The sequence below is a fragment of the Mycolicibacterium insubricum genome, from assembly GCF_010731615.1.
Lineage (GTDB): Bacteria > Actinomycetota > Actinomycetes > Mycobacteriales > Mycobacteriaceae > Mycobacterium > Mycobacterium insubricum.
Genome location: NZ_AP022618.1, coordinates 4,279,656 through 4,301,616 on the forward strand (window position 1 = coordinate 4,279,656; position 21,961 = coordinate 4,301,616).

The window sequence follows — 21,961 nt, forward strand, 5'->3', positions numbered from 1 at the left end:
GACTACGCGCCGTGCTCCGGCGCGCTGTGCCCTGACATTGTGCGGCCCCGATCCTGACGCCACAACCGGCGGGTCTCCCCGAGCATCCGGCCCTGCCACCACCACAGCGCCTCCAGCGCCGCCGCGCCGCACAGCCCGATCCCGACCCCGGCCAGCGTCAGCCACAGATTCGACGGGTCGAGCAGGAACAACTCCCGGGCGAACGGCAGCGAAAAAATCACCACGTAGGCCAATCCGCAGGCCGCGACCAACGCGACCCGCCACCACTGATAGGGCCGGGCGACCGTGGCCAGCACCCACCACGCGCAGATCAGCAGGGTGATCAGCGCCGCCGTCGAGGCCTGCTCCTGCGCGACGTCGTCGGCGTGCGCACCGGGGTAGGCCACCAGGTAGCTGCCGAACGTCGCCAGGCCCACCACCAGTCCCGACGGCAGCGCCGCCACCAGCACCCGACGGACGAAACCGGTATGGGCCCGTTCGTTATTGGGCGCCAGCGACAGGATGAACGCCGGGACGCCGATGGTGAACCAGTTCGCGATGGTGATGTGGATCGGCTGGAACGGGAACAGCAGGGGTGCCGTCGAGGACAGCTTGGCCACCACGCCCACCAGCCCGACCAGCAACGCCAGCAGCACCGAGTACACGGTCTTGGTCAGGAACAGGGTGGATACCCGCTCGATGTTGCCGATCACCCGTCGGCCCTCCCCCACCACATACGGGAGGGTGGCGAACCTGTTGTCCAGCAACACGATCTGCGCGACGGACCGGGCGGCCGGGCTGCCCGAGCCCATGGCGACGCCGATGTCGGCGTCCTTGAGGGCCAGCACGTCGTTCACCCCGTCGCCGGTCATCGCGACGGTGTGCCCGCGGGATTGCAGCGCACCGACCATGGCGCGTTTCTGGTCGGGGCGGACCCGGCCGAAGGTGGTGTACTCCTCCAGTACCTCGGCCAGCGCAGCGGAATCCTCGGGGAGTTTGCGGGCATCGAGGGTTTCGCCGTGCAGGCCCAGGGATCCCGCGACCGCACCGACTGATACCGCGTTGTCGCCGGAGATGACCTTGACGGTGACGTCCTGCTCGGCGAAGTACTCCAGGGTCTCCCGGGCGTCGGGGCGCACCTTCTGGTCCAGCACCACCAGCGCGACGGGGGTGACGACGCCGGGCGCGTCGGGCGCGTCGACGCTGCGGTCGGACTCGCCCAGCAGCAGCACCCGGTAGCCCTGGGCCCCGACCTCCTCGGCCCGGGCGGCCACCGGGGAGCCGGGGTCGGCCAGCACGTCGGGGGCGCCGATCACCCAGTTGCCGTCCGAGCCGAACGACGTGCCGCTCCACTTGGTGGCGGATTTGAAAGGGGCCGAGGCGGTTTCGGTCCAACCCGGCGCCGCAGGCACGGCCTCGGCGATGGCCTGCATGCTGGCGTTGGGGTAGGCGTCGGCCGCAGCCATCGCCGACAGCACCGTTTCCGGGCGGCTGTGCCCGTCGTCGAGCACGACGGTCTCGTGCAGCCGCATGGCGTTCTCGGTCAGCGTCCCGGTCTTGTCGGCACACACCACGTCGACGCGGGCCAGACCCTCGATGGCGGGCAGTTCGTTGACCAGGCACTGTCGGCGGCCCAACCGGATGACGCCGACCGCGAACGCGATCGAGGTCATCAGCACCAGGCCCTCGGGCACCATCGGCACCAGCGCGCCGACCATCCGCAGCAGCGATTCCCGGAATTCCTCGCCGGTCAGCAACTGCCGCAACGTGTTCAGCGCGTCCGGCCACTGTGGGGCCAAGGTGATCAGTTCATACAACGCGTGCCGCAGCGACGGGCCGAACGTCGGGTTGTTGACGAACAGCTGGGTGTAGATGGTCAGGATACCGACCGGCCACAGCAGGTAGGTGACCAGCCGCAGGATCTGGTTGATGCCGTTGCGCAGTTCGGATTTCACCAGGGTGAACTTGCTGGCCTCGTCGGCCAGCTTGGCCGCGTAGGCGTCGCCGCCGACCTTGGTGGCCCGGTAGGCACCGGTCCCGGCGACCGCGAAACTGCCGGAAAGCACTGCGGCACCGATGGTCTTGTCGATCGGATCGGCCTCACCGGTCAACAGCGACTCATCGATCTCCAGGTTGTTGGCCTCGATGATCTCGCCGTCGACGACGATCTGGTCGCCGGGCCCGATCTCGATGATGTCGTCGAGCACCACCTGGTCGGGGGCCAGGGCCGCGGTGCCCTCGGCGCGGCGCACCGTGGGGCGCGCCTGCCCGACGATGGCCAGTCGGTCCAGGGTGCGCTTGGCGCGCAGCTCCTGGACGATGCCGATGCCGCTGTTGACGACGATCAGCAGCCCGAACAGCCCGTTGATCAGCGAGCCCGTGTACAGCACGATCGCCAGCAGCACCGCGAGGATGGCGTTGATCCGGGTGAAGACGTTAGCCTTCACGATCTCGGCGACGCCGCGGGCGGCGCGGGTGGGCACGTTGTTGGTGCGGCCGTCGGCGACCCGCTCGGCGACCTCGGCGGCACTCAGGCCCGTCGCGGTCACGAACGCCACCAGGTGTCGGTGCGGGGTGCGACGATCGGGTCGACGGCCGACACCCGCTGGCCCGGCCGCGGCACGGCCGTCGTCACCCGGGCGTCGGCGGCGCTGAGCATCCGTTCGATCGGTTCCGCCCAGGGGTGCGGCGCCAGCCGGAACGTCGCCCAGTGGATCGGGGTCAACAGCCCGTCGTCGCTGAGGTCGCGGTGTGCGCGCACCGCCTCCTCCGGGTTCATGTGGATGTCCGGCCAGTTCGGGTGATAAGCCCCGACGGGCATCAGGGTCAGATCGAACGGCCCGTACTCGGCGCCGATGGCGGCGAATCCCTCGGTGTAGCCGGTGTCTCCGCCGAAGAACACCCGGTGGCGCGGGCCGATCACCGCCCACGACGACCACAGGGTGGTGTTGCGGGTGACGAACCGCCCGGAGAAGTGCCGCGCCGGGGTGCACACGATGTTGAGCTCGGCCAACCGCGATCCCTGGTCCCAGTCCAGTTCGACGATCCGGTCGCCGGGAATGCCCCAGCCGCGCAGATGCGCGCCGATGCCCAGCGGCACGAAGAACTGCGCGTTCTGGCTGCGGGCCAGGGCCCGGATGGTCTCGACGTCGAGGTGGTCGTAGTGGTCGTGGCTGATGATCACCGCGTCGATGGCCGGCAGCGAGTCCAGCGAGGCGGGCACCGGGTGCAGCCGGCGCGGGCCGACCGACTGCGACGGCGAGCACCGCTCGCTCCACACCGGGTCGGCCAGGATCCGGTAGCCGTCGATCTCGATCAAGACCGAGGAGTGGCCGTACCAGGTCAGCGCCAGGTCAGCGGCCGGTTGCGCCGGGTCGGGCACCACGATGGGGATCTCCGGGTGCGCGCTGTCGCCGCCGAACATGTCGTGGACGAGCTTCCACGCCTCGGCGCGGCTGATGCTCAGCGGTGTGGACGGCTCCCGGTTGTGGAAGACGCCGTCGCGGTAGTTCGCCGAGCCGCGGGCGACGGCGTCGATCTCGGCCGGGGGCGCTCCCAGGGCGTTGGGCACGCCGTGCAGCGCCCGCAATGCCCAACCGCCGGTCACAACGGCCGCGGTGCCGCCGACGACCCGGATCGCCTGGCCCAGCATGTCAGGCGCCGTGGAACTTCGGCGGGCGCTTCTCGAACCGGGCGATCTGGGCCTCCAGCACGTCCGGGCTGGACCAGGCCTTGTTGAACATCCGGGTGTGCTCGCCGCGGACGGTGTCGAAGGCGCCGTCGTCGTTGAGGACGCGCTTGGAGTGCGCCATGGACAGCGGGGCGTGGGCGGCGATCTCGGCGGCCCAGGCCTGCGCGTCGGCCAGGGTGCCGGTGCGGTTGACCATGCCGGTCAGCAGCGCGGTGTCCAGGGCGAGGCGTTCGGCGGCGATCAGCATGCCCCGGGCCCGACCGTGCCCGACCAGTGAGACGAGCCTCCGGATGCTCCAGTTATCCAGCGCCAGACCGTATTTGGCGATCGGGAACTGGAAGTAGACGCTGTCGACGGCGACCCGCAGATCGCAGATCATGGCAATGATGACGCCGGCGCCGATGGCCGGGCCGTTGAGCGCGGCGATCACCGGGATCGGGCAGGCATCGATGGCCAGGTTCAGGGCGATCGCCTTGTCGGGGAGTTCCTTGGCCACGCCCTCGGCGTCGGACAGGTCGGCGCCGGCGCTGAACACGGTGCCGGCGCCGGTCAGCACGATCGCCCGGGTGTCGGCCAGAGAGGCGCCTTCGATCGCCTCGCGCACACCGTCGACAAGCGCGCCGTTGAGGGCGTTGCGCCGCTCCGGGCGTTGCATTTCGATGGTCAGGACATTGCCGTCGCGGCTCAAACCGATCATGGGCATAGATTAGCCGCCGCGTTGACCGCCGCGTTCGCCCGAGCTGTTCAGCGGGGCTGCGGCTGCACGCAAGTGGTACTTCAACCCCGCCGCACGCGTTCGCGAACCAGTTACGTGCACGACGCGCCGAGCGCCGACGGTAAAACCCCTGGTCATCACTGGCCGAGGCAGATGCCCGCGTTTCTAACTGGTACGTCAACTCCGTCGCACACGTTGATGAACCAGTTAGGTGCAGCGTCGGCGCCGCAGAGCCGGCCCACTACGCCAACGGCGGCTCGATAGTCTCGGGCGATGAGCCGGATCAGCGCGGAGGAACTGCTCGACGCGGTCTTGGACCCGGGATCGTTCGTCAGCTGGGACGAGCCGCCGGTCCAGGTGCCCGTCGACGAGCAGTACGCCGCGGAGCTGGCCGCCGCGCGGGAGGCCACCGGTCTCGACGAATCGGTGCGCACGGGTGCGGGCACGGTGTTCGGGCGGCCAGTGGCGGCGATCGCCTGCGAATTCGATTTCCTGGCCGGCTCGATCGGGGTGGCCGCCGCCGAACGCGTCACCACGGCCGTCCAGCGCGCCACCGCCGAGCGCCTGCCGCTGCTGGCCTCCCCCGCCTCCGGCGGCACCCGCATGCAGGAGGGCACCGTCGCCTTCCTGCAGATGGTCAAGATCACCGCGGCGGTCACCCGGCACAAGGCCGCCCACCTGCCGTATCTGGTGTACCTGCGCCATCCCACCACCGGCGGGGTGTTCGCCTCCTGGGGATCGCTGGGGCACATCACCGTCGCCGAGCCGGGCGCGTTGATCGGCTTCCTCGGGCCGCGGGTGTACGAGCAGCTCTACGGTCACCCGTTCCCGCCCGGGGTGCAGACGGCGGAGAACCTGCAGCGCCACGGCGTCGTCGACGCGGTGTTGCCGCCGGCGGCGCTGCGCGGGGCACTGGACCGTGCGCTGGCGGTGATCGAGGACGCGCCGGGCACACCGCCGGTCGCCGAACCGGCCGAGGCCCAGCCCGCCCCACCGGCCTGGGATTCGGTGCTGGCGTCACGACGTGCCGACCGCCCCGGCGTCGACCAGCTGCTGCGCACCGCCGACGGCTTCGTGCTGCTGTCGGGGACCGGCCGGGGCGAGTCGGGCACCACGGTGCTGGCGTTGGCCCGGTTCGCCGGCCAGCCGGTGGTGCTGCTGGGCCAGCGCCGGGTGGCCGGCGGCCTGACCGGCCCGGCCGCGCTGCGCGAAGCCCGTCGGGGCATGGCGCTGGCCGAGGGGCTGGCCCTGCCGCTGGTGCTGGTGATCGACACCGCCGGGCCCGCGCTGTCGAAGGAGGCCGAGGAGGGCGGACTGGCCGGGGAGATCGCCCGCTGCCTGGCCGACCTGGTGACCCTCGACGTGCCGACGGTCAGCGTGCTGATGGGCCAGGGCAGCGGCGGTCCCGCGCTGGCGATGGTGCCCGCCGACCGGGTGCTGGCCGCCCGGCACGGCTGGCTGGCGCCGCTGCCGCCAGAGGGAGCCAGCGCCATCGTCTTCCGAGGCACCGCGCACGCCCCCGAGCTGGCCGCGGCCCAGGGCATCCGGTCGGCCGATCTGTTGCGCAACGGGATCGTCGACGTCGTCGTCGGTGAATACCCCGACGCCGCCGACGAACCGGAGGAGTTCCTGCGGCGACTCGGTGATGCCATCGCCACGGAGCTGGCGGGGCTGCGCACCGTCGACCCCGCCGACCGGATGGCCGCCCGGTTCCAGCGGTACCGCCGCATCGGGCTGTAACACCCAGCCCCGTGCCCAGCCGGTGAATTGGTGAATCACCCCTGGCCGCCCGCCGGCTGCGGGTACCCGTCGGGAAGCTGCGGCGGGGCGTGCGGCCGGCATGATCCGCCCGACGAGACGTGACACTCCAGCCGGCGTGACGCGGCCCGGCGGCGGGCGAAACCGCGTCGCGGCGCACCACTCAGGCAAAATGGCACGCATGGACAATGGTGGTGCCTCTCCCCGCTTGCTGGTGGTCGACGACGATCCCGACGTGCTCGCCTCGCTGGAGCGTGGCCTGCGGCTGTCCGGCTTCGAGGTGACCACCGCCGTCGACGGCGCCGAGGCGCTGCGCAGCGCCACCGAGACCCGCCCCGACGCCATCGTGCTGGACATCAACATGCCGGTGCTCGACGGCGTGTCCGTGGTGACGGCGCTGCGGGCGATGGACAACGACGTGCCGGTGTGCGTGCTGAGCGCCCGCAGCTCGGTCGACGACCGGGTGGCCGGACTGGAGGCCGGCGCCGACGACTACCTGGTCAAACCGTTCGTGCTGGCCGAGCTGGTGGCCCGGGTCAAGGCGCTGCTGCGCCGCCGCGGCGCCACCGCCACGTTCTCCTCCGAGACCATCGCCGTCGGCCCGCTGGAGGTCGACATCCCGGGCCGCCGGGCCCGGGTCAACGGCGTCGACGTCGAGCTGACCAAGCGCGAGTTCGACCTACTGGCCGTGCTGGCCGAGCACAAGACCGCGGTGCTGTCCCGCTCGCAGCTGCTGGAGCTGGTCTGGGGTTACGACTTCGCCGCCGACACCAACGTCGTCGACGTGTTCATCGGCTACCTGCGCCGCAAACTGGAGGCCAACGGCGCACCGCGGCTGCTGCACACGGTGCGCGGCGTCGGCTTCGTGCTGCGGACCCAATAGTGACCACCGCCGAGCATTCGATCGTCCAGCGTTCGATCCGGCTGCGGATGCCGCTGCTGTCGCTGCGCACCATCGTGATCGTCGCGGCACTGGCCGTGATCGTGACAGTGCTGACCATAGGCACCTGGGTGTGGATCGGCATCACCAACGAGCAGCACAACCAACTGGACCGACGGCTCGACTCGGTCAGCAGCCTCGGCGACGTCAACGCCCTACTGCGCGCCGCGATGGACTCCAACGCCGACGAGGTCGCCCCCAAGGGAAACATGGTCCGCACCATGCGCATCGGGGCATTGCCTCCGGTGTCGGTGCCGGCCGGGGTGGACCTGCCGGCGCTGCCCAGCGGCTACGCCGACACCACCATCCACGGCGTGCCGTACCGGGTGCGGACCTTCACCACCGGGCAGGCGTCCATCGCCCTCGGTGAGCCACTGGAGTACACCCAGCAGCGCATCGATGAGCAGCACACCCGGGTCATCCTCATCTGCGGCAGCGTCATCTTGGGCACGTTCCTGGTCGGCGGCGTGATGTGGCTGGTGATGGTCAACCCGTTCCGGCTGCTGGCCCAGCAGGCGCGCGCCATCAACGCCCAGTCGAAACCCGAGGACGTGCAGGTCCGCGGCGTGTGGGAGGCCGTCGAGATCTCCGAGGCCGTGGAGGGCATGCTGGCGCGGATCGGCGACGAACAGGCCCGCACCAAGGCCGCGCTGGAGTCCGCGCGCGACTTCGCGGCGGTGTCGGCGCACGAACTGCGCACCCCGCTGACGGCGATGCGCACCAACCTGGAGGTGCTGTCCACGCTGGACCTGCCCGAGGAGCAGCGCCACGAGGTGCTCGACGACGTCATCCGGACCCAGACGCGGATCGAGACGACACTGTGGGCACTCGAGCGCCTCGCCCAGGGCGAGCTGTCCACCGCCGAGGACCAGGTGCCGGTCGACATCACCGACCTGCTGGACCGGGCCGCCCACGACGCCATGCGCATCTACCCGAACCTGACGGTGTCCCTGGTGCCGGCGCCGACGGTGCTGATGATCGGCCTGCCGGCCGGGTTGCGGCTGGCCATCGACAACGCCATCACCAATGCGGTCAAGCACGGCAACGCCACCGAGGTGCAGCTGTCGGCGGTGCCGTCACGCGAGGGTGTGGAGATCGCCGTCGACGACAACGGATCCGGTATACCGGAGGCCGAGCGCACCGTGGTGTTCGAGCGGTTCTCCCGCGGATCCAACGCCTCGGTGTCCGGCTCCGGGCTGGGCCTGGCGCTGGTGGCCCAGCAGGCTGAGCTGCACGGCGGCACCGCGTCGCTGGGCCAGAGCCCGCTCGGCGGTGCCCGCCTGCTGCTGAAACTGCCCGGGCACCCGCAGGCCCGGACCGATGCTTAGCGCTTAGCGCACGCCGAGCAGGTCGATGACGAAGATCAGCGTCTTGCCGCCGAGCCGGTGCCCGGATCCGGCCGGCCCGTAGGCCAGTGCCGGCGGGATGGTGAGCTTGCGGCGGCCGCCGACGCGCATCCCCGGAATGCCCTCCTGCCAGCCCTGGATCAGGCCGCGCAGCGGGAACTGGATCGACTCGCCCCGGTTCCAGGAGCTGTCGAACTCGTCGCCGGTGTCGAACTCGACGCCGACGTAGTGCACCTCGACCTGCCCGCCCGGGACCGCTTCGGGCCCGTCGCCGATCACCAGGTCCTCGATCACCAGCTCGGTCGGTGCCGGGCCGTCGGGGAACTCAATCTCAGGTTTTGTCGCCATGGCAGTGACCCTAACCGGTAGGACTGACCGGGTGAGGCCGACCCGCACCGACGTCGACGTGGTGATCGTCGGGGGCGGGCACAACGGCCTGGTCGCGGCCGGCTACCTGGCCCGGGCCGGACGACGGGTGCGACTGCTGGAACGCCTCGACGTGCTCGGCGGCGCCGCGGTGTCGGCCCGGGTGTTCCCCGGGGTCGACGCGAACCTGTCGCGCTACTCGTACTTGGTGAGCCTGCTGCCGCAGCAGATCATCGACGATCTGGGGGCCGACGTCCGGCTGGCGCACCGCCGCTACTCGTCGTACACGCCCGATCCGGCTACCGGCGGCCGCACCGGCCTGCTGATCGGCCCGTCGTCGAACTTCGCGGCGATCGGAGCCGCCGGCGATGAGGCCGGGTTCGCCGACTTCTACCGGCGCATCGCGGTGCTGGCGCGCCGGATCTGGCCCACCATGACCGAGCCGCTGCGCCGTCGCGCCGACCTGCGGGAGCTGGTGTGCACCGACGCCGAAAGCGCCCGGACCTGGGCCGAGCTGATCGAATCCCCGATCGCGGCGGCCATCACGCACGCCGTCGGCAACGACCTGGTCCGCGGGGTGATGGCCACCGACGCGCTGATCGGCACGTTCGCCGCGCTCGACGACCCGGGCCTGGCCCAAAACGTCTGCTTCCTGTACCACCTGATCGGCGGCGGCACCGGTGACTGGAACGTGCCGATCGGCGGGATGGGCGCGGTGACGACGGCGCTGGCCCGCGCCGCGGCCGGCGTCGGCGCCGAACTGGTCACCGGCGCCGAGGTGACCGGGATCGATCCCGACGGCGCGGTCTACTACCGACTCGGCGACGACGAGCAGCGGGTCCGCGGCGACCGGGTGCTGGTCGGCTGCGCACCGGCCGAGTTGGCCCGGCTGCTGGGCGAGCCCGCGGCGCCCACCGCACCCGGTGCGCAGGTCAAGGTGAACCTGCTGCTGCGCCGGTTGCCGCGGCTGCGCGATGCCACCGTCACCGGTGAGCAGGCGTTCGGCGGCACCTTCCACATCAACGAGACGCTGACCCAGCTGACCGCTGCGCACGAGCGGGCGACCGCCGGTGCGATCCCCGACCCGCTGCCGTGCGAGATCTACTGCCATTCGCTGACCGACCCGTCGATCCTGGGGCCGGCGCTGCGGGCATCGGGTGCGGCGACGCTGACGGTGTTCGGGCTGCACACCCCGCACGGGCTGCTGACCGGCCGCGATCCGGACGCGCGCCGCGACGAGCTCACCGCCGCGGTGCTGGCATCACTGAATTCGGTTCTGGCCGAACCGATTCAGGATCTGGCCTACCGCGACGCCAACGGCCGGGCGTGCATCGAGACCAAGACCACCGCCGACCTCGACGATGCGCTGCGGATGACCGCGGGCAACATCTTCCACGACGCGCTGTCCTGGCCGTTCCTCGATGACGACGCGCCCCGCGACACCCCGGCGCACCGCTGGGGGGTGGCCACCGCACACGAGCGCATCCTGCTGTGCGGGTCGGGGGCCCGCCGGGGTGGGGCGGTGTCGGGCCTCGGCGGCCACAATGCCGCCATGGCGGCGCTGGACCGGTAAGGATCCGTCAACGGGACTAGCGGGATTGAATGCGCCAGACTCCTCATCGCGGCTCGTTCCTCGCCGCTAGATCGTCGTCTAGCGGGATTGAATGCGCCAGACTCCTCATCGCGGCTCGTTCCTCGCCGCTAGATCGTCGTCTAGCGGGATTCCAGGCCCTGGTAGTCGCGCTCGGTGTAGCCGGTGTAGATCTGGCGTGGACGGCCGATCTTGGTGGACTCGCCGTTCATCTCCCGCCAGTGCGCGATCCAGCCGGGCAGCCGGCCGAGGGCGAACAGTACGGTGAACATCCGGGTCGGGAAGCCCATGGCCCGGTAGATGACGCCGGTGTAGTAGTCGACATTCGGGTACAGCTTGCGCTCGATGAAGAAGTCGTCGGTCAGCGCGATCTCTTCCAGCGCCTTGGCGATGTCGAGCAGTTCGTCGTCGCCGCCGAGCTTCTCCAGCAGCCGGTCGGCCTGCTGCTTGACGATCCGGGCCCGCGGGTCGTAGTTCTTGTACACGCGGTGCCCGAAGCCCATCAGCTTCACACCGTCCTCGCGGTTCTTGACCTTGCGGACGAATTCCTTGACGTCGCCACCGTCGCGGCGGATGCGCTCCAGCATTTCCAGCACGGCCTGGTTGGCGCCGCCGTGCAGTGGACCCCACAGCGCGTTGATGCCGCCGGAGATCGAGGTGAACAGGTTGGCCTGCGAGGAGCCGACCAGCCGCACCGTCGACGTCGAACAGTTCTGCTCGTGGTCGGCGTGCAGGATGAACAGCATGTCCAGAGCGCGGACGATGTCGGGGTCGACGACGTAGGGCTCGGCGGGGAACCCGAACGTCATCCGCAGAAAGTTCTCCACCAGCGACAGCGAGTTGTCCGGGTACAGGAACGGCTGCCCCTCGGACTTCTTGTAGGCGTAGGCGGCGATGGTCGGCATCTTGGCCAGCAGCCGGATGGTGGACAGCTCCACCTGGCGGGTGTCCATCGGGTCCAGGGAGTCCTGGTAGTAGGCACTCAGCGCGTTGACTGCGCTGGACAGCACCGGCATCGGGTGCGCGTTGCGCGGGAAGCCGTCGAAGAACCGCTTGAGGTCCTCGTGCAGCATGGTGTGCCGCTGGATCTGGTTGGTGAACTCGGCCAGCTGCTCGGCGGTCGGCAGCTCCCCGTAGATCAGCAGGTAGCTGACCTCGATGAAGGTCGAGCGCTCGGCGAGCTGCTCGATCGGGTACCCGCGGTAGCGCAGGATGCCGGCGTCACCGTCGATGTAGGTGATCGCGCTCTTGGTCGGCGCGGTGTTCATGAAACCGGGATCGAAGGTCGTGTAGCCGGTCTTGGCCAGCAGCGAACCCAGCGCTATCCCGTCGCTGCCCTCGGTCGCGCGGACGATCTGCAGGTCGATATCACCGTCCGGGTAACGGAGGTTGGCGGTGTCGGCGGTTGATTCGTCGGCCACAAGAACCCCTTCATAGCATCCGGCAGCACCACGCTGCGTTATAGAAGTTAGTCGGTATCGCTGCGGCCCGCTGCGTGGGGTTACTTGTCGGGAACTTGCACCGCCGCGGCGGTCCGCCGCTACCCCGTCACCGAACCACCCGGTCCGATCGCGGATGGTCCCGGTTTCCCCTCGGCTCCGCCGGCACTCGCTCCGCTCGCGCCACCTCCACCGAGCCTCACCGAACCACCCGGTCCGATCGCGGATGGTCCCGGTTTCCCCTCGGCTCCGCCGGCACTCGCTCCGCTCGCGCCACCTCCACCGAGCCTCACCGAACCACCCGGTAACGCACGAAGGCCGGGACGATCAGCGCGGCGACGAGCACGCCGAGGACCACCAACGCGCCGCCGCCGGCCGCGGCGACGGTGGTGCCGACCAGCGCCGCGGCGCCACCGTGCACGACGTCGGCGATCCGCGGCCCACCGGCCACCACCACCAGGAACACCCCCTGCAACCGACCGCGCAGATCGTCGGAGGCCGCCTGCTGCAGGATCGTCGAGCGCAGCGCCGCCGAGATCATGTCGGCGGCCCCACCGACGGCCAGCATCGCCAGCGCCACCCACAGCGCCGGGCCGACCGAGCCGCCGGCCAGCCCGCCGGCCAGCCCGAACCCGCACATGGCCAGGCCCCACACCACGATGGAGATCACCACCACCAGACCCTGGCGCCGGATGTGCGGCAGCCAGCCGGAGAACACCCCGCCGAGCACCGCACCGACCGACATCGCCGCGGCCAGCAGCGCCATGGTCATGCCGCCCTCTATCGGGCCGCCGAAACTCTCGTGGGCCATCTGCGGGAACAGTGCCCGCGGCATGCCGAAGATCATCGCGATCAGGTCGACGACGAAGGACATCAGCACCACGGTGTTGCCCACCAGGTAGCGGAAGCCGTCGAGCACCGCGGTCAGCCCCCAGCGGGCCGCGCCGGCGACCGCGGCGATCACCGGCATCGGCGCCAGCCGCCAGGTGGCCCAGATGGGCGCCACGCAGGTCAGGGCGTCCACCAGGTAGAGGGTGGCCAGATCCAGCCAGCCCAGCAGGATCCCGGCCAGCAGCGGCCCGACGATGGCGCCGAACTGGGTGACCGTCATATTCAGCGCGTTGGCGCTGGCCAGCTGCTCCTCGGGCAGCATCCGCGGGATGGCCGCGGCGCGGGTCGGCGCGTTGATGGCGTAGAACGCCTGCTGCACCGACAGCATGCCCAGCACCGCCCAGACGTTGTTCAGGCCCAGTGCGGCCTGGGCCCACAACCCCAGCGAGGCCAGCGCCAGGCCGACCGAGGCGATGATCAGCAGCAGCCGGCGGTCCATGGCGTCGGCCAGGGCGCCGCCCCACAGCCCGAACACCACCAGCGGCACCAGCGCGAACACCCCGGACAGCCCGACGTAGGCGGAGCTGCCGGTCAGCGCATAGACCTGCACCGGCACCGCGAAGATGGTGAGGTTCGCGCCGATCACCGTCGGCACGCCCGCCCACCACAGCCGCCGGAAATCCGGTACCCGCAGCGGGGTGGTGTCGGCGAACAGCCGGCTCACGGCTGCAGGCGCTCGACGCGCACGACCGGCCCGAGGCGCACCCGGATCCTGTTGTGCACCCGGTTTTCCCGGCCCTGCCAGAACTCGACGACCTCGGGCGCGATCCGGTAGCCGCCCCAATGCGGCGGTGCGGGAATCTGTTCGGTGTCGGCGAACCGCTCGGCGGCCTCGGTGAGCCGGCCTACCAGGGCCGCCCGGGAATCGATGGGTTGGGACTGCGCCGACGCCCAGGCACCCAGCTGCGCGCCGCGCGGGCGCTGCGCCCAGTACTGCTCGGTCTCGGCGCGGCTGACCTTCGCCACCGGCCCCCGGATGTGTACCTGGCGGCCCAGGGCGTACCACGGGAAGGTGACCGAGGCGTACGGCGTCACGGCGAGCTGACCGCCCTTGGCCGAGTCGTAGTTGGTGTAGAAGGTCACGCCGTTCTCATCGATGCTCTTGCACAGCACCGAGCGGGTGACCGGGCGCCCGTCCTCGACGGTGCCCAGCACCATCGCGTTCGGTTCGGCGATGCCGGCCTCCTGTGCGTCGGCGACCCAGCGGTGCAGCAGCGCGAGCCAGCCGTCGGCGAGCCAGGTGACGTCCAGGTCGGCGCTGGCATCCTTTTCCGCCGAGCCGTACTCCACCCGCATTGCGGCGAGCCTGTCGTCGTCCGTTCCGGTCACGGGCGATGAGGTTACCGTTGCTACCGCAAGCGGAGCACCCGGTTATTTCCGGCGTCGGCGACGTAGACATCACCGGCGGTGTCGACCGCGATGCCGGTGGGACCGGCCAGCCCGGTGGCGCTCAGTGTGGTGGGAGCGGTCGCACCGGCGGGGAGTTTCAGCACCCGGTTGTTGCCGGTGTCGGCGACGTACACGGTGCCGGCACCGTCCACGGCCACGCAGGTGGGCCCGGCCAGAGCGCCGAACGCCAGGGGCGTCTCGGTGCCGGAATGGGCGGCCACCTCCAGCACCCGGTTGTTGCCGGTGTCGGCCACGAAGACGTCACCCGCGGCGTCGACGGCGATACCGGACGGGTTCTTCAGCCCGCCCCGGCCGACGGTGGTGGTCTCGGTCGAGCCTGCCGCCAGCTTCTGGATGTGATCGGAATCGTCCAGAAGGTAGATATCGTCGGCGGTGTCGGCCGCGACGGCCCGGGGTTGCTGCAGGGTCGTGACCGGCAGCTGCACGGTGCTGGTCGCGCCCGGGTCGAATTTCAGCAGCAGGTTGTTCCCGATATTGCTTACGTAGACGGCACCGTCGGCGCCGAGAGCGACGCCGGCCGGACCGGACAGTCCGGACACCGGCAATTGGGTTGCGCCCGAATCGGATCGCCGAAGTTGCAGCACCCGGTTGTTGCCGCGGTCGGCCACATAGAGGGTGCCCGCGCGGTCCACCGCAAGACCGTCGGGCTGCGCGAGTCCGGTGATCGGCAGCACCGTGGCATCGGTCTGCCGCGCGGTCGCGGGTGGCTGCGGCCCGGTAGGCGCCTGGGCGGCTCCGGTTTGGCCGGAAACCGCCGGTGCCCGGGGTTGTGGTTGCGCTCGGATGAGCAAACCGGCGCCTGCGGCGGCGGCCAGCAGCGCGGCGGTCCCGGCCAGCACCGGCCACCGGCGGCGCCGTCGCGCGGCCGCGACGGTGTCGGGCTGCGGCGCCGGCACCGTCGAGCCGGCCGGCGTCGGGGTGCCGGGGCGTCGGGGTACCGCGTCGTGCGTCGCATTCCTCGCCGCGGTGACGAGTTCGCGCGCACTGCGATAGCGGCGCGCCGGATCCTTTGCCATCCCCCGGGCGATCACCGAGCTGAATCCCTGGGGCACAGTCGGATTGAGCGGACTAGGTTCGGGCGGGGCAAGCGCGTAGTGCCCGTTGAACTGTTGTTCCAAGCTGTCGCCCGGATACGGCTGGGACCCGGTGAGGCATTCGTAAAGCACACAGGTCAGCGCATACACGTCGATGCCGGGGCCGGCGGCACCGCCGGTGAACCGCTCCGGCGCCATATACGCCCAGGTGCCCACCACGAAGCCGGTGCGGGTGAGCTTTCCGGTGGCGCCGGTATCGTGGGCGATGCCGAAGTCGATGAGGTAGGCGAAGTCATTGCCGGTCACCAGGATGTTGGACGGCTTGACGTCCCGGTGCACCAGGCCCGCGGCGTGCGCGGTGTCCAGTGCCGACGCGAGCTGGTCGACGATGTGCACGGCACGTTCGGGGCTCATCGGCCCGCGCCGGTCGAGCAGTTCGGCCACGTCGGTTCCGTCGACGACGGGCATCGTCAGGTAGAGCTGCCCGTCGATTTCGCCGGTGTCGTAGATCGGGATGATGTGCGGTTCGGCCAGCCGCGCGGCGACACGGGCCTCGCGGCGGAACCGGTCGGCATACCCGGGTTCGCCGGCCAGTTCCGCCGAAAGCACCTTGATCGCGATGTCCCGGTCGATGACTGTGTCGTGAGCCCGGTAGACCGTCCCCATGCCGCCCTGGCCGATCACCGACAGCAACCGGTAGCGCCCGAAGGCGACTTCTTTCACGGGCCAGGCCTTTCTCGACCGACGACGGCCGTCATGCTACCGATTCGCCTGCCCGGTCGCGCCGGTTTACCACAGCGTCGACCGTATCCCGCTGGCAGCGATATGACAGCAATCCGGCAGGCGATTCCCATTGCGTCGGCGTATTTTCAAGCTCTTCACTGCGCAGAGGGCGGGAGTGCGTACATGCCGAAACATGCACCGCGAGCATTGGCTTTGGCGATTACCGCACTCACCGTCGCCGTGGCACCCGCAGTCGCCGGCTGCCAGCACGACGACACGTCGTCGCCGTCGGCCACCTCCGCCGCAACCTCGGCGGCCGGCCCGACCGGAGGGCCCGCCACGACGGCTGCCGGCACGGAATCTGCCACGGCCACAACGACAACCACCGCCACCGGCGCTTCCACGGCAGCCGGCTCCGCCACGGTGCTGCCCTTCGCCGGGTTGGACCACCCACTCGGCGTCGCCGTCGGTAGCGGCGTGATCGTCGTCGACAGCGCCAACAACCGCGTCGTCAAACTCGCCGAGCAGTCACCCACCCAGACGCTTTTGTCCTTCACCGGACTCAATGCGCCGCAGAGCGTTTCGAACGACAACGGCAACCTGTTCGTGAGCGACGGCGGCGGCACCCGGGTGCTCTGGTCTTCCGACCGGTCCTCGGCGCCGACGCCGCCGTGGACAGCGTCAGGTTCCAGCCGCGAGTGGTCCGGCCCATTCACCGGCCTACAGAATCCGCACGGCGTCTACGCCGGCGGCGGCGCCTACTACGTCGTCGACACCGGCAACAACCGGGTGCTGCGGTGGTCGTCCGGCCGGAATACGCCGGAGGCGGTGCCGTTCACCGGATTGAACAACCCCGACGGCATCTCCGCGCTGCCCGACGGCCCGGTGGTCGTCGACAGCGGCAACAACCGGGTGCTGCTGGTCTCACACACCGACGCCAACACCGAGGTGCAGACGGTGCTGGGATTCACCGGCCTGAACAATCCGCACGGCGTCGCGGTGGACTGGCAGGGCTCGGTGTACGTCACCGACAGCGGAAACAACCGCGTCGTCAAACTCACCATGAACCCGACCACCCACACCGGAACCCAGAGCATCCTGCCGTTCGCCGGGCTCAACGACCCCACCGGGGTGGCCGCCGACGACCAGGGGAACCTTTACGTGGCCGACACCGGCAACAACCGGGTCCTCAAGCTGGACAAAGGATTCAACCACTAGCAGCGATCCCCGGAATGATCCGGTCATTACCGTTCCGCCACACCTGCCACCCCCGCCGCAACACCCGCCATCGCAGCAGCCACCCCCGGCCGCCACGGCCGGATCCGGGTGGCTCAAGACCTGGTCGATCGCCGTCGGCGTGGCCGTCGCGGTCGTCACCGCGGCGCTGGTGGCCGCGCAGGTGAAACTGGACCACACCTGGCCCGGACTCGTCGCGCTCGGCCTGATCGCCATCGCCGCAGCGGTATCGGTGACCCGATCAAAGCGGACGGGGCGCCAGAAGACCTTGGTCGTCGGCGCGGTTGCAATCGTGGTGGCCGCCTCGGTGCCACTGAGCATGCAGGTGGCCAATACCGACACCGGAAGCTATTCGCAGGTAACGAGATTCAAGACCGCCCAGGGGACCGACACGGTGCTCGTCCCAGACCTCGCGGCATCCCCCGATCTGTCCAAACTCGCCGTCACCCAGTCCGGATCCGCGGGCTGGATCGACGCCAATGGAACGTTCACCGGGGTCACCGACGACCGCAACCATTCCGAACCGTCGACCTATGCCATCGGCTTCGACCGCACCGGAAACTTCTACTACGCGGTGGACGTCGACCACAGCTCCCCGATCATCGGCAACCATCTCGAGGACATCTACCGGGACCGAGGCCGGCGCGACCCCGAAGAACCTGAACGCGTCGAATCTGCCCGACGAGTTCACCTTCCTGCGCTGGGACTGACCCACCGCACCTGGTGCCCGCAGCGCTCAGACCCGCAGCGCCTCGCGGACCCGGTCGCGCAGGGTGGGCCGGGGAGCCTGGGCGGCGACGGCCAGCATGGAGTTCACCCGGGTGAACTTGTCGCGCGGTCGCACACCTCCGCCGCGGGCGATCTCGGCGGCGTTGATGGCATGCCAGCCGACGAGATCCACATGCTCGGGCTGACGCTGGGCGACCAGGCGTTCCAGCGCGCCGTGGCGCCCGACGGGATCCGACAGCAGCCCGGCGTTGAAGTCGGCGACCAGTTGGTGCACAGTGTGCTGCGCGCAGGTCTTGTTGGTGCCGATGAAGCCGGTCGGTCCGCGCTTGATCCAACCCGCCACATAGCTCCCCGGTGCACCGAGGACCCGTCCGTCGTCGTTGGGCACCACACCGGCCGCCTCGTCGAACGGCAGGTCGGCGATGGCCTTGCCGTGATAGCCGATCGAGGTCGCCAGTAGCCCGGCCTCGATGTGCACCGTCTCCTCGGTGCCGGTGCGGACGAACTCCACGCCGTCGTCGGTGACCCGCGACGGGGTGAGCCGGTAGGCCAGCCGGATGCGTTTCCCGACGCCGGAAGCACCGAGCGTGCTCAGGATGTCCAGTTTGTTGCGGGTCAGCGCATCGTGCTCGCCGGCCAGCGCCTCGGTCACCAGCGCCTGGTCGCCGTCGTCGAGGACGACGGTGCGGTGCGCGGTCAGGCCGATCAGCTCGGGCAGAGTGAACGCGGACTCCGCCGGCCCGCGACGGGCGGCGATGACGACCTCGCGGACCCGGGAGTCCCGCAGCGCGGCCAGTGCGTGATCGGCGATGTCGGTGCGGGCCAGTTCGTCGGGGTCGGCGGTCAGGATCCGGGCGACGTCCAGCGCCACGTTGCCGTTGCCGACGATCACCATCCGATCACCGGACAGGTCGACGGGCACGTCGGTGAAATCCGGGTGCCCGTTGTACCAGGCGACCAGCTCGGTCGCGGTGTGCACGCCGGGGCGGTCCATGCCGTCGATGTCCAGGCGCCGGTCGTTGGGCGCGCCGACGGCGTAGAGCACCGCGTGGTGGTGGGCCAGCAGGTCGTCGTGGCTCAGGTGCGTGCCGATCGTCACGTTCAGGAAGAAGCGGAAGCCGCGCTGCTCGGCGATCCGGTCGAACAGCCGGGTGATCTGCTTGGTGTGCTGGTGGTCGGGCGCGACGCCGGCGCGCACCAGCCCGTACGGGGTGGGCAGCTTCTCGAACATGTTGACGTGCACGCCGTGCTGGGTCAGCAGCTCGTCGGCGGCGTACATGGCGGCCGGTCCGGACCCGACGATGGCGACGGTCAGCGGCCCGCCGCCGCGCTGGATCTCCGGCGCCGGGGGCACCGGGGCCAGCTTCGACGTCGGCGGCAGCTTCTTGCCGTGCCGGTCCGGGTAGAACGCGGCGTTGAGCTCGACGAACGGCAGCTGCTCGGTGACCAGCCTGCTGTCGGGCACGATCGCCCCGACCGGGCAGGCACTGACGCAGGCGCCGCAGTCGACGCAGGCATCCGGGTCGACGTAGAGCATTTCCGCCGTGGCGAACCCCGCCTCGTCGGGAGTGGGGTGGATGCAGTTCACCGGGCACGCGTAGACACACGACCCGTCGCTGCAGCACGACTGGGTGATGACGTGGGGCATCGGGTTCCTAGGCGGGGACCGATTCGACGGCGCGTTCGGCCGCCAGCGGACGCTCGGCGATGGTCAGATGGGTCCGATTCGGTTCGCTGCGGTACCGCGACGCGCTGCCGCTGATCCGGCACATCTTCCACACCAACCGGGCCAACGGGTTCATCAGGCCGGTGTCGTGGCACAGCATCCGGACGTCGCCGAACACGTCGGAGAGCATCTGCCGGGCCTCCGGAGACTTGAAGAAGATGTCCTTCTTCACCTCGCGGGGAATGTCGAATTCACGCCAGAAGGCTTTCGGCGGCTTGACGATCGCCGAGCACAGGATCCGCATGGTCAGCGGTACCGCCAGCGACAACAGGAAGCGCGGCCGGCGGCGCAGCGCCGGCACCCGCTTGCGCAGGTACTCGTGGGCGAAGGAGATATGGCGGGCTTCCTCTGCGACGTGGATCGCCATCACCCGCTCCATGATCGGGTGCAGTTCCTTGCCCTCGCGCAGGATGGCCTTCTGCAGGTGATCGATCGGCTCCTCGCCGGCGAGCACACCGAAGAAGAACAGCAGCGGCGTCGGCACGGCGAACAGCGGAATGAGCGGCGAGACCCACTTGAGCATGCGCGGCATGCCCGGCACATCCGCCCCGATGTGGTTCACCATCTCCTGGAACATCAGGGTGTGGTTGCACTCCTCGACGGATTCGTGCAGACAGTAGCGGTATTCCGGGGAACCGTTCGGCAACCAGAACGCGTACCCCATGAGGCCGCGGATCAGGATCGACTCGAAGTGCAGGCCGACCTTGGCGACGTTGGCCTGGCGCCACATGCCGATGGCGATCTGCTTCTCCAGCGGCTGCGCCCGATACCAGGGGTGGCGGCCGATGGGGTCGCTGTTGGTCAGCACCCAACGTGGATCGTTGGGAAAGACCTCGAACTGCGGGTCGTCCCACTCGATGTCCTGGTACGGATTGAAGTGCCGGTTGACCGAACCCTCGGACAGGGTTTGCAGCCGTTCGACGTACGGACGGTCGTCACGTACTTCCATGTTCCGGCGCCAGCGGCGGACCATCTTCGTGCGTGCCATCTTCTGTGACCTCCTGTGAGGCAGCCAATGGGGCGTTGGCCAATGGGGCGTTGGATTGTGTGACGGTACCGCAGGTACCGCATTTCTCCCAGCCCGAAATGGCCTTCAGCCACCATGACGTACGGCCCCATTCTACGCTGTGGTGATGCGCGTCACATCGGGTATGGTTACCGCCCCCGGGCGCCGCAAACCGGCCGTCGACCTGCCACTACGCTGTGGGGCATGGCTGACGCACTGACCATCCCCACTGACCTCAAGCCGGCCGACGGCAGATTCGGCTGCGGCCCCTCGAAGGTCCGCCCCGAGCAGCTGAGCGCCCTGGTGGACAAGGGCGCGGCACTGTTCGGCACCTCACACCGCCAGGCCCCGGTGAAGAACCTGGTCGGCCGGGTGCGCGACGGGGTCCGCGAGTTGTTCTCGGTGCCCGAGGGCTACCAGGTGATCCTGGGCAACGGTGGCGCCACCGCGTTCTGGGACGCCGCCGCCTTCGGCCTGGTCCGGGACCGCTCGCTGCACCTCACCTACGGCGAGTTCAGCGCGAAATTCGCCTCGGCGGTAGCCGGCAACCCGTTCGTCGGCGACCCGATCGTCGTCTCCGCCGAGGTCGGCAGCGCGCCCGCGCCGCAATCGGACCCTGCCGTCGACGTCATCGCCTGGGCGCACAACGAAACCTCGACCGGCGTCGCGGTACCGGTCAGTCGCCCGTCGGGCTCCGACGGAAAGCTGGTGCTGATCGACGCCACCTCCGGCGCGGGCGGCCTGCCGGTGGACATCACCGCCGTCGACGCCTATTACTTCGCGCCGCAGAAGAACTTCGCCAGCGACGGCGGCCTGTGGCTGGCGGTGATGAGCCCGGCGGCGCTGGACCGGGTGGCCGAGATCAAGGACTCCGGGCGCTGGGTGCCGGAGTTCCTGTCGCTGCCGGTCGCCGTCGACAACAGCCTGAAGAACCAGACCTACAACACCCCGGCCATCGCGACCCTGCTGCTGATGGCCGAGCAGCTGGACTGGCTCAACGGCAACGGCGGCCTGGACTGGGCGACCGCCCGGACCGCCGATTCGGCCTCGCGGCTCTACGGATGGGCCGAGGCCTCGTCGTTCGCGACCCCGTTCGTCACGGACCCGGCGCTGCGCTCCCAGGTGGTCGGCACCATCGACTTGGACGACGCGGTCGACGCCGCGGCCGTCGCGAAGATCCTGCGCGCCAACGGGATCGTCGACACCGAGCCGTACCGCAAGCTGGGCCGCAACCAGCTGCGGGTGGCGATGTTCCCGGCGATCGACCCCGACGACGTCAGCGCCCTCACGGCGTGCGTGGACTGGGTCGTCGAACGGCTCTGACCCGGTCCCGCGTGTCCTCCCGGTTATCGATCCGTTACTCAACTAGGCTGCGCTCAAC

At 70.0% G+C, this 21,961-nt stretch carries 16 protein-coding genes; 6 read left to right on the top strand and 10 right to left on the bottom strand.

Features of this window, described 5'->3' with window-relative positions; all coding sequences use genetic code 11:
• Positions 1 to 2: 2 nt before the first annotated feature.
• The 3 genes from G6N16_RS20125 to G6N16_RS20135 are packed head-to-tail and all read right to left on the bottom strand — an operon-like array spanning position 3 to position 4,367.
• Positions 3 to 2,537: an HAD-IC family P-type ATPase gene (locus G6N16_RS20125; protein WP_083031273.1), complete on the bottom strand. Its 2,535-nt coding sequence runs from the start codon at positions 2,535 to 2,537 to the stop codon at positions 3 to 5.
• On the bottom strand, positions 2,525 to 3,631 hold the full coding sequence (locus G6N16_RS20130; protein ID WP_083031275.1) for an MBL fold metallo-hydrolase: 1,107 nt from the start codon (positions 3,629 to 3,631) through the stop codon (positions 2,525 to 2,527). The genes G6N16_RS20125 and G6N16_RS20130 overlap by 13 nt, the downstream gene beginning before the upstream one ends.
• Position 3,632: 1 nt before the next feature.
• Positions 3,633 to 4,367, bottom strand: a complete 735-nt coding sequence (locus tag G6N16_RS20135) for an enoyl-CoA hydratase (protein WP_083031283.1) — start codon at positions 4,365 to 4,367, stop codon at positions 3,633 to 3,635.
• Between the two features lie 291 nt (positions 4,368 to 4,658).
• Between G6N16_RS20135 and G6N16_RS20140 the strand changes: the two genes are divergently transcribed.
• The 3 genes from G6N16_RS20140 to G6N16_RS20150 all read left to right on the top strand — a co-directional run bounded on the left by G6N16_RS20140 (position 4,659) and on the right by G6N16_RS20150 (position 8,411).
• The gene (locus G6N16_RS20140; RefSeq protein WP_083031276.1) at positions 4,659 to 6,125 is read left to right on the top strand and encodes a carboxyl transferase domain-containing protein; all 1,467 of its coding nucleotides are present in this window, start codon (positions 4,659 to 4,661) and stop codon (positions 6,123 to 6,125) included.
• A 199-nt stretch (positions 6,126 to 6,324) separates the two neighbouring features.
• Positions 6,325 to 7,026 (top strand): response regulator transcription factor, encoded by a 702-nt coding sequence (locus G6N16_RS20145; protein WP_083034017.1) that lies wholly within the window; start codon positions 6,325 to 6,327, stop codon positions 7,024 to 7,026.
• A 47-nt stretch (positions 7,027 to 7,073) separates the two neighbouring features.
• On the top strand, positions 7,074 to 8,411 hold the full coding sequence (locus G6N16_RS20150) for a sensor histidine kinase (protein WP_163787984.1): 1,338 nt from the start codon (positions 7,074 to 7,076) through the stop codon (positions 8,409 to 8,411).
• 3 nt (positions 8,412 to 8,414) lie between these two features.
• On the opposite strand, the gene G6N16_RS20155 is transcribed toward G6N16_RS20150, so the two are convergent.
• Positions 8,415 to 8,777 carry an FKBP-type peptidyl-prolyl cis-trans isomerase gene (locus tag G6N16_RS20155; RefSeq protein ID WP_083031150.1) on the bottom strand — a complete coding sequence of 121 codons (363 nt, stop codon included), beginning with the start codon at positions 8,775 to 8,777 and terminating at the stop codon, positions 8,415 to 8,417.
• Here G6N16_RS20155 and G6N16_RS20160 point away from each other — a divergent pair.
• Positions 8,776 to 10,368, top strand: coding sequence for a phytoene desaturase family protein (locus G6N16_RS20160; protein ID WP_083031151.1), 1,593 nt, complete (start codon positions 8,776 to 8,778; stop codon positions 10,366 to 10,368). The genes G6N16_RS20155 and G6N16_RS20160 overlap by 2 nt on opposite strands.
• A 140-nt stretch (positions 10,369 to 10,508) precedes the next feature.
• On the opposite strand, the gene G6N16_RS20165 is transcribed toward G6N16_RS20160, so the two are convergent.
• The 4 genes from G6N16_RS20165 to G6N16_RS20180 form a co-directional block, all read right to left on the bottom strand.
• The gene (locus tag G6N16_RS20165; protein WP_083031153.1) at positions 10,509 to 11,807 is read right to left on the bottom strand and encodes a citrate synthase; all 1,299 of its coding nucleotides are present in this window, start codon (positions 11,805 to 11,807) and stop codon (positions 10,509 to 10,511) included.
• Between the two features lie 307 nt (positions 11,808 to 12,114).
• A complete protein-coding gene (locus tag G6N16_RS20170) occupies positions 12,115 to 13,380 on the bottom strand; it encodes an MFS transporter (protein WP_083031154.1) in 1,266 nt (421 codons plus the stop codon).
• Positions 13,377 to 14,012, bottom strand: a complete 636-nt coding sequence (gene pdxH, locus G6N16_RS20175) for a pyridoxamine 5'-phosphate oxidase (RefSeq protein ID WP_083031156.1) — start codon at positions 14,010 to 14,012, stop codon at positions 13,377 to 13,379. The genes G6N16_RS20170 and pdxH overlap by 4 nt, the downstream gene beginning before the upstream one ends.
• Before the next feature lie 53 nt (positions 14,013 to 14,065).
• The gene (locus G6N16_RS20180; RefSeq protein ID WP_083031157.1) at positions 14,066 to 15,883 is read right to left on the bottom strand and encodes a serine/threonine-protein kinase PknD; all 1,818 of its coding nucleotides are present in this window, start codon (positions 15,881 to 15,883) and stop codon (positions 14,066 to 14,068) included.
• Positions 15,884 to 16,066: 183 nt separating this feature from the next.
• On the opposite strand from G6N16_RS20180, the gene G6N16_RS20185 reads away from it, so the two are divergent.
• A complete protein-coding gene (locus G6N16_RS20185; protein ID WP_133052935.1) occupies positions 16,067 to 17,101 on the top strand; it encodes an NHL repeat-containing protein in 1,035 nt (344 codons plus the stop codon).
• A 754-nt stretch (positions 17,102 to 17,855) separates the two neighbouring features.
• On the opposite strand, the gene G6N16_RS20190 is transcribed toward G6N16_RS20185, so the two are convergent.
• Positions 17,856 to 19,496 (bottom strand): 4Fe-4S binding protein, encoded by a 1,641-nt coding sequence (locus tag G6N16_RS20190; protein ID WP_083031160.1) that lies wholly within the window; start codon positions 19,494 to 19,496, stop codon positions 17,856 to 17,858.
• A gap of 7 nt (positions 19,497 to 19,503) precedes the next feature.
• A complete protein-coding gene (locus tag G6N16_RS20195) occupies positions 19,504 to 20,562 on the bottom strand; it encodes an AurF N-oxygenase family protein (protein ID WP_083031161.1) in 1,059 nt (352 codons plus the stop codon).
• A 222-nt stretch (positions 20,563 to 20,784) separates the two neighbouring features.
• Between G6N16_RS20195 and serC the strand changes: the two genes are divergently transcribed.
• Positions 20,785 to 21,903, top strand: coding sequence for a phosphoserine transaminase (serC, locus tag G6N16_RS20200; RefSeq protein WP_083031162.1), 1,119 nt, complete (start codon positions 20,785 to 20,787; stop codon positions 21,901 to 21,903).
• Positions 21,904 to 21,961 lie beyond the last annotated feature (58 nt).

Bases quoted from the DNA above. Each gene is read 5' to 3' on its own strand.
- G6N16_RS20130 (WP_083031275.1), bottom strand. From the start codon at position 3,631: ATGCTGGGCCAGGCGATCCGGGTCGTCGGCGGCACCGCGGCCGTTGTG.
- G6N16_RS20135 (WP_083031283.1), bottom strand. From the start codon at position 4,367: ATGATCGGTTTGAGCCGCGACGGCAATGTCCTGACCATCGAAATGCAA.
- G6N16_RS20140 (WP_083031276.1), top strand. From the start codon at position 4,659: ATGAGCCGGATCAGCGCGGAGGAACTGCTCGACGCGGTCTTGGACCCG.
- G6N16_RS20145 (WP_083034017.1), top strand. From the start codon at position 6,325: ATGGACAATGGTGGTGCCTCTCCCCGCTTGCTGGTGGTCGACGACGAT.
- G6N16_RS20150 (WP_163787984.1), top strand. From the start codon at position 7,074: ATGCCGCTGCTGTCGCTGCGCACCATCGTGATCGTCGCGGCACTGGCC.
- G6N16_RS20160 (WP_083031151.1), top strand. From the start codon at position 8,776: ATGGCAGTGACCCTAACCGGTAGGACTGACCGGGTGAGGCCGACCCGC.
- G6N16_RS20155 (WP_083031150.1), bottom strand. From the start codon at position 8,777: ATGGCGACAAAACCTGAGATTGAGTTCCCCGACGGCCCGGCACCGACC.
- pdxH (WP_083031156.1), bottom strand. From the start codon at position 14,012: ATGCGGGTGGAGTACGGCTCGGCGGAAAAGGATGCCAGCGCCGACCTG.
- G6N16_RS20185 (WP_133052935.1), top strand. From the start codon at position 16,067: ATGCCGAAACATGCACCGCGAGCATTGGCTTTGGCGATTACCGCACTC.
- G6N16_RS20190 (WP_083031160.1), bottom strand. From the start codon at position 19,496: ATGCCCCACGTCATCACCCAGTCGTGCTGCAGCGACGGGTCGTGTGTC.
- G6N16_RS20195 (WP_083031161.1), bottom strand. From the start codon at position 20,562: ATGGCACGCACGAAGATGGTCCGCCGCTGGCGCCGGAACATGGAAGTA.
- serC (WP_083031162.1), top strand. From the start codon at position 20,785: ATGGCTGACGCACTGACCATCCCCACTGACCTCAAGCCGGCCGACGGC.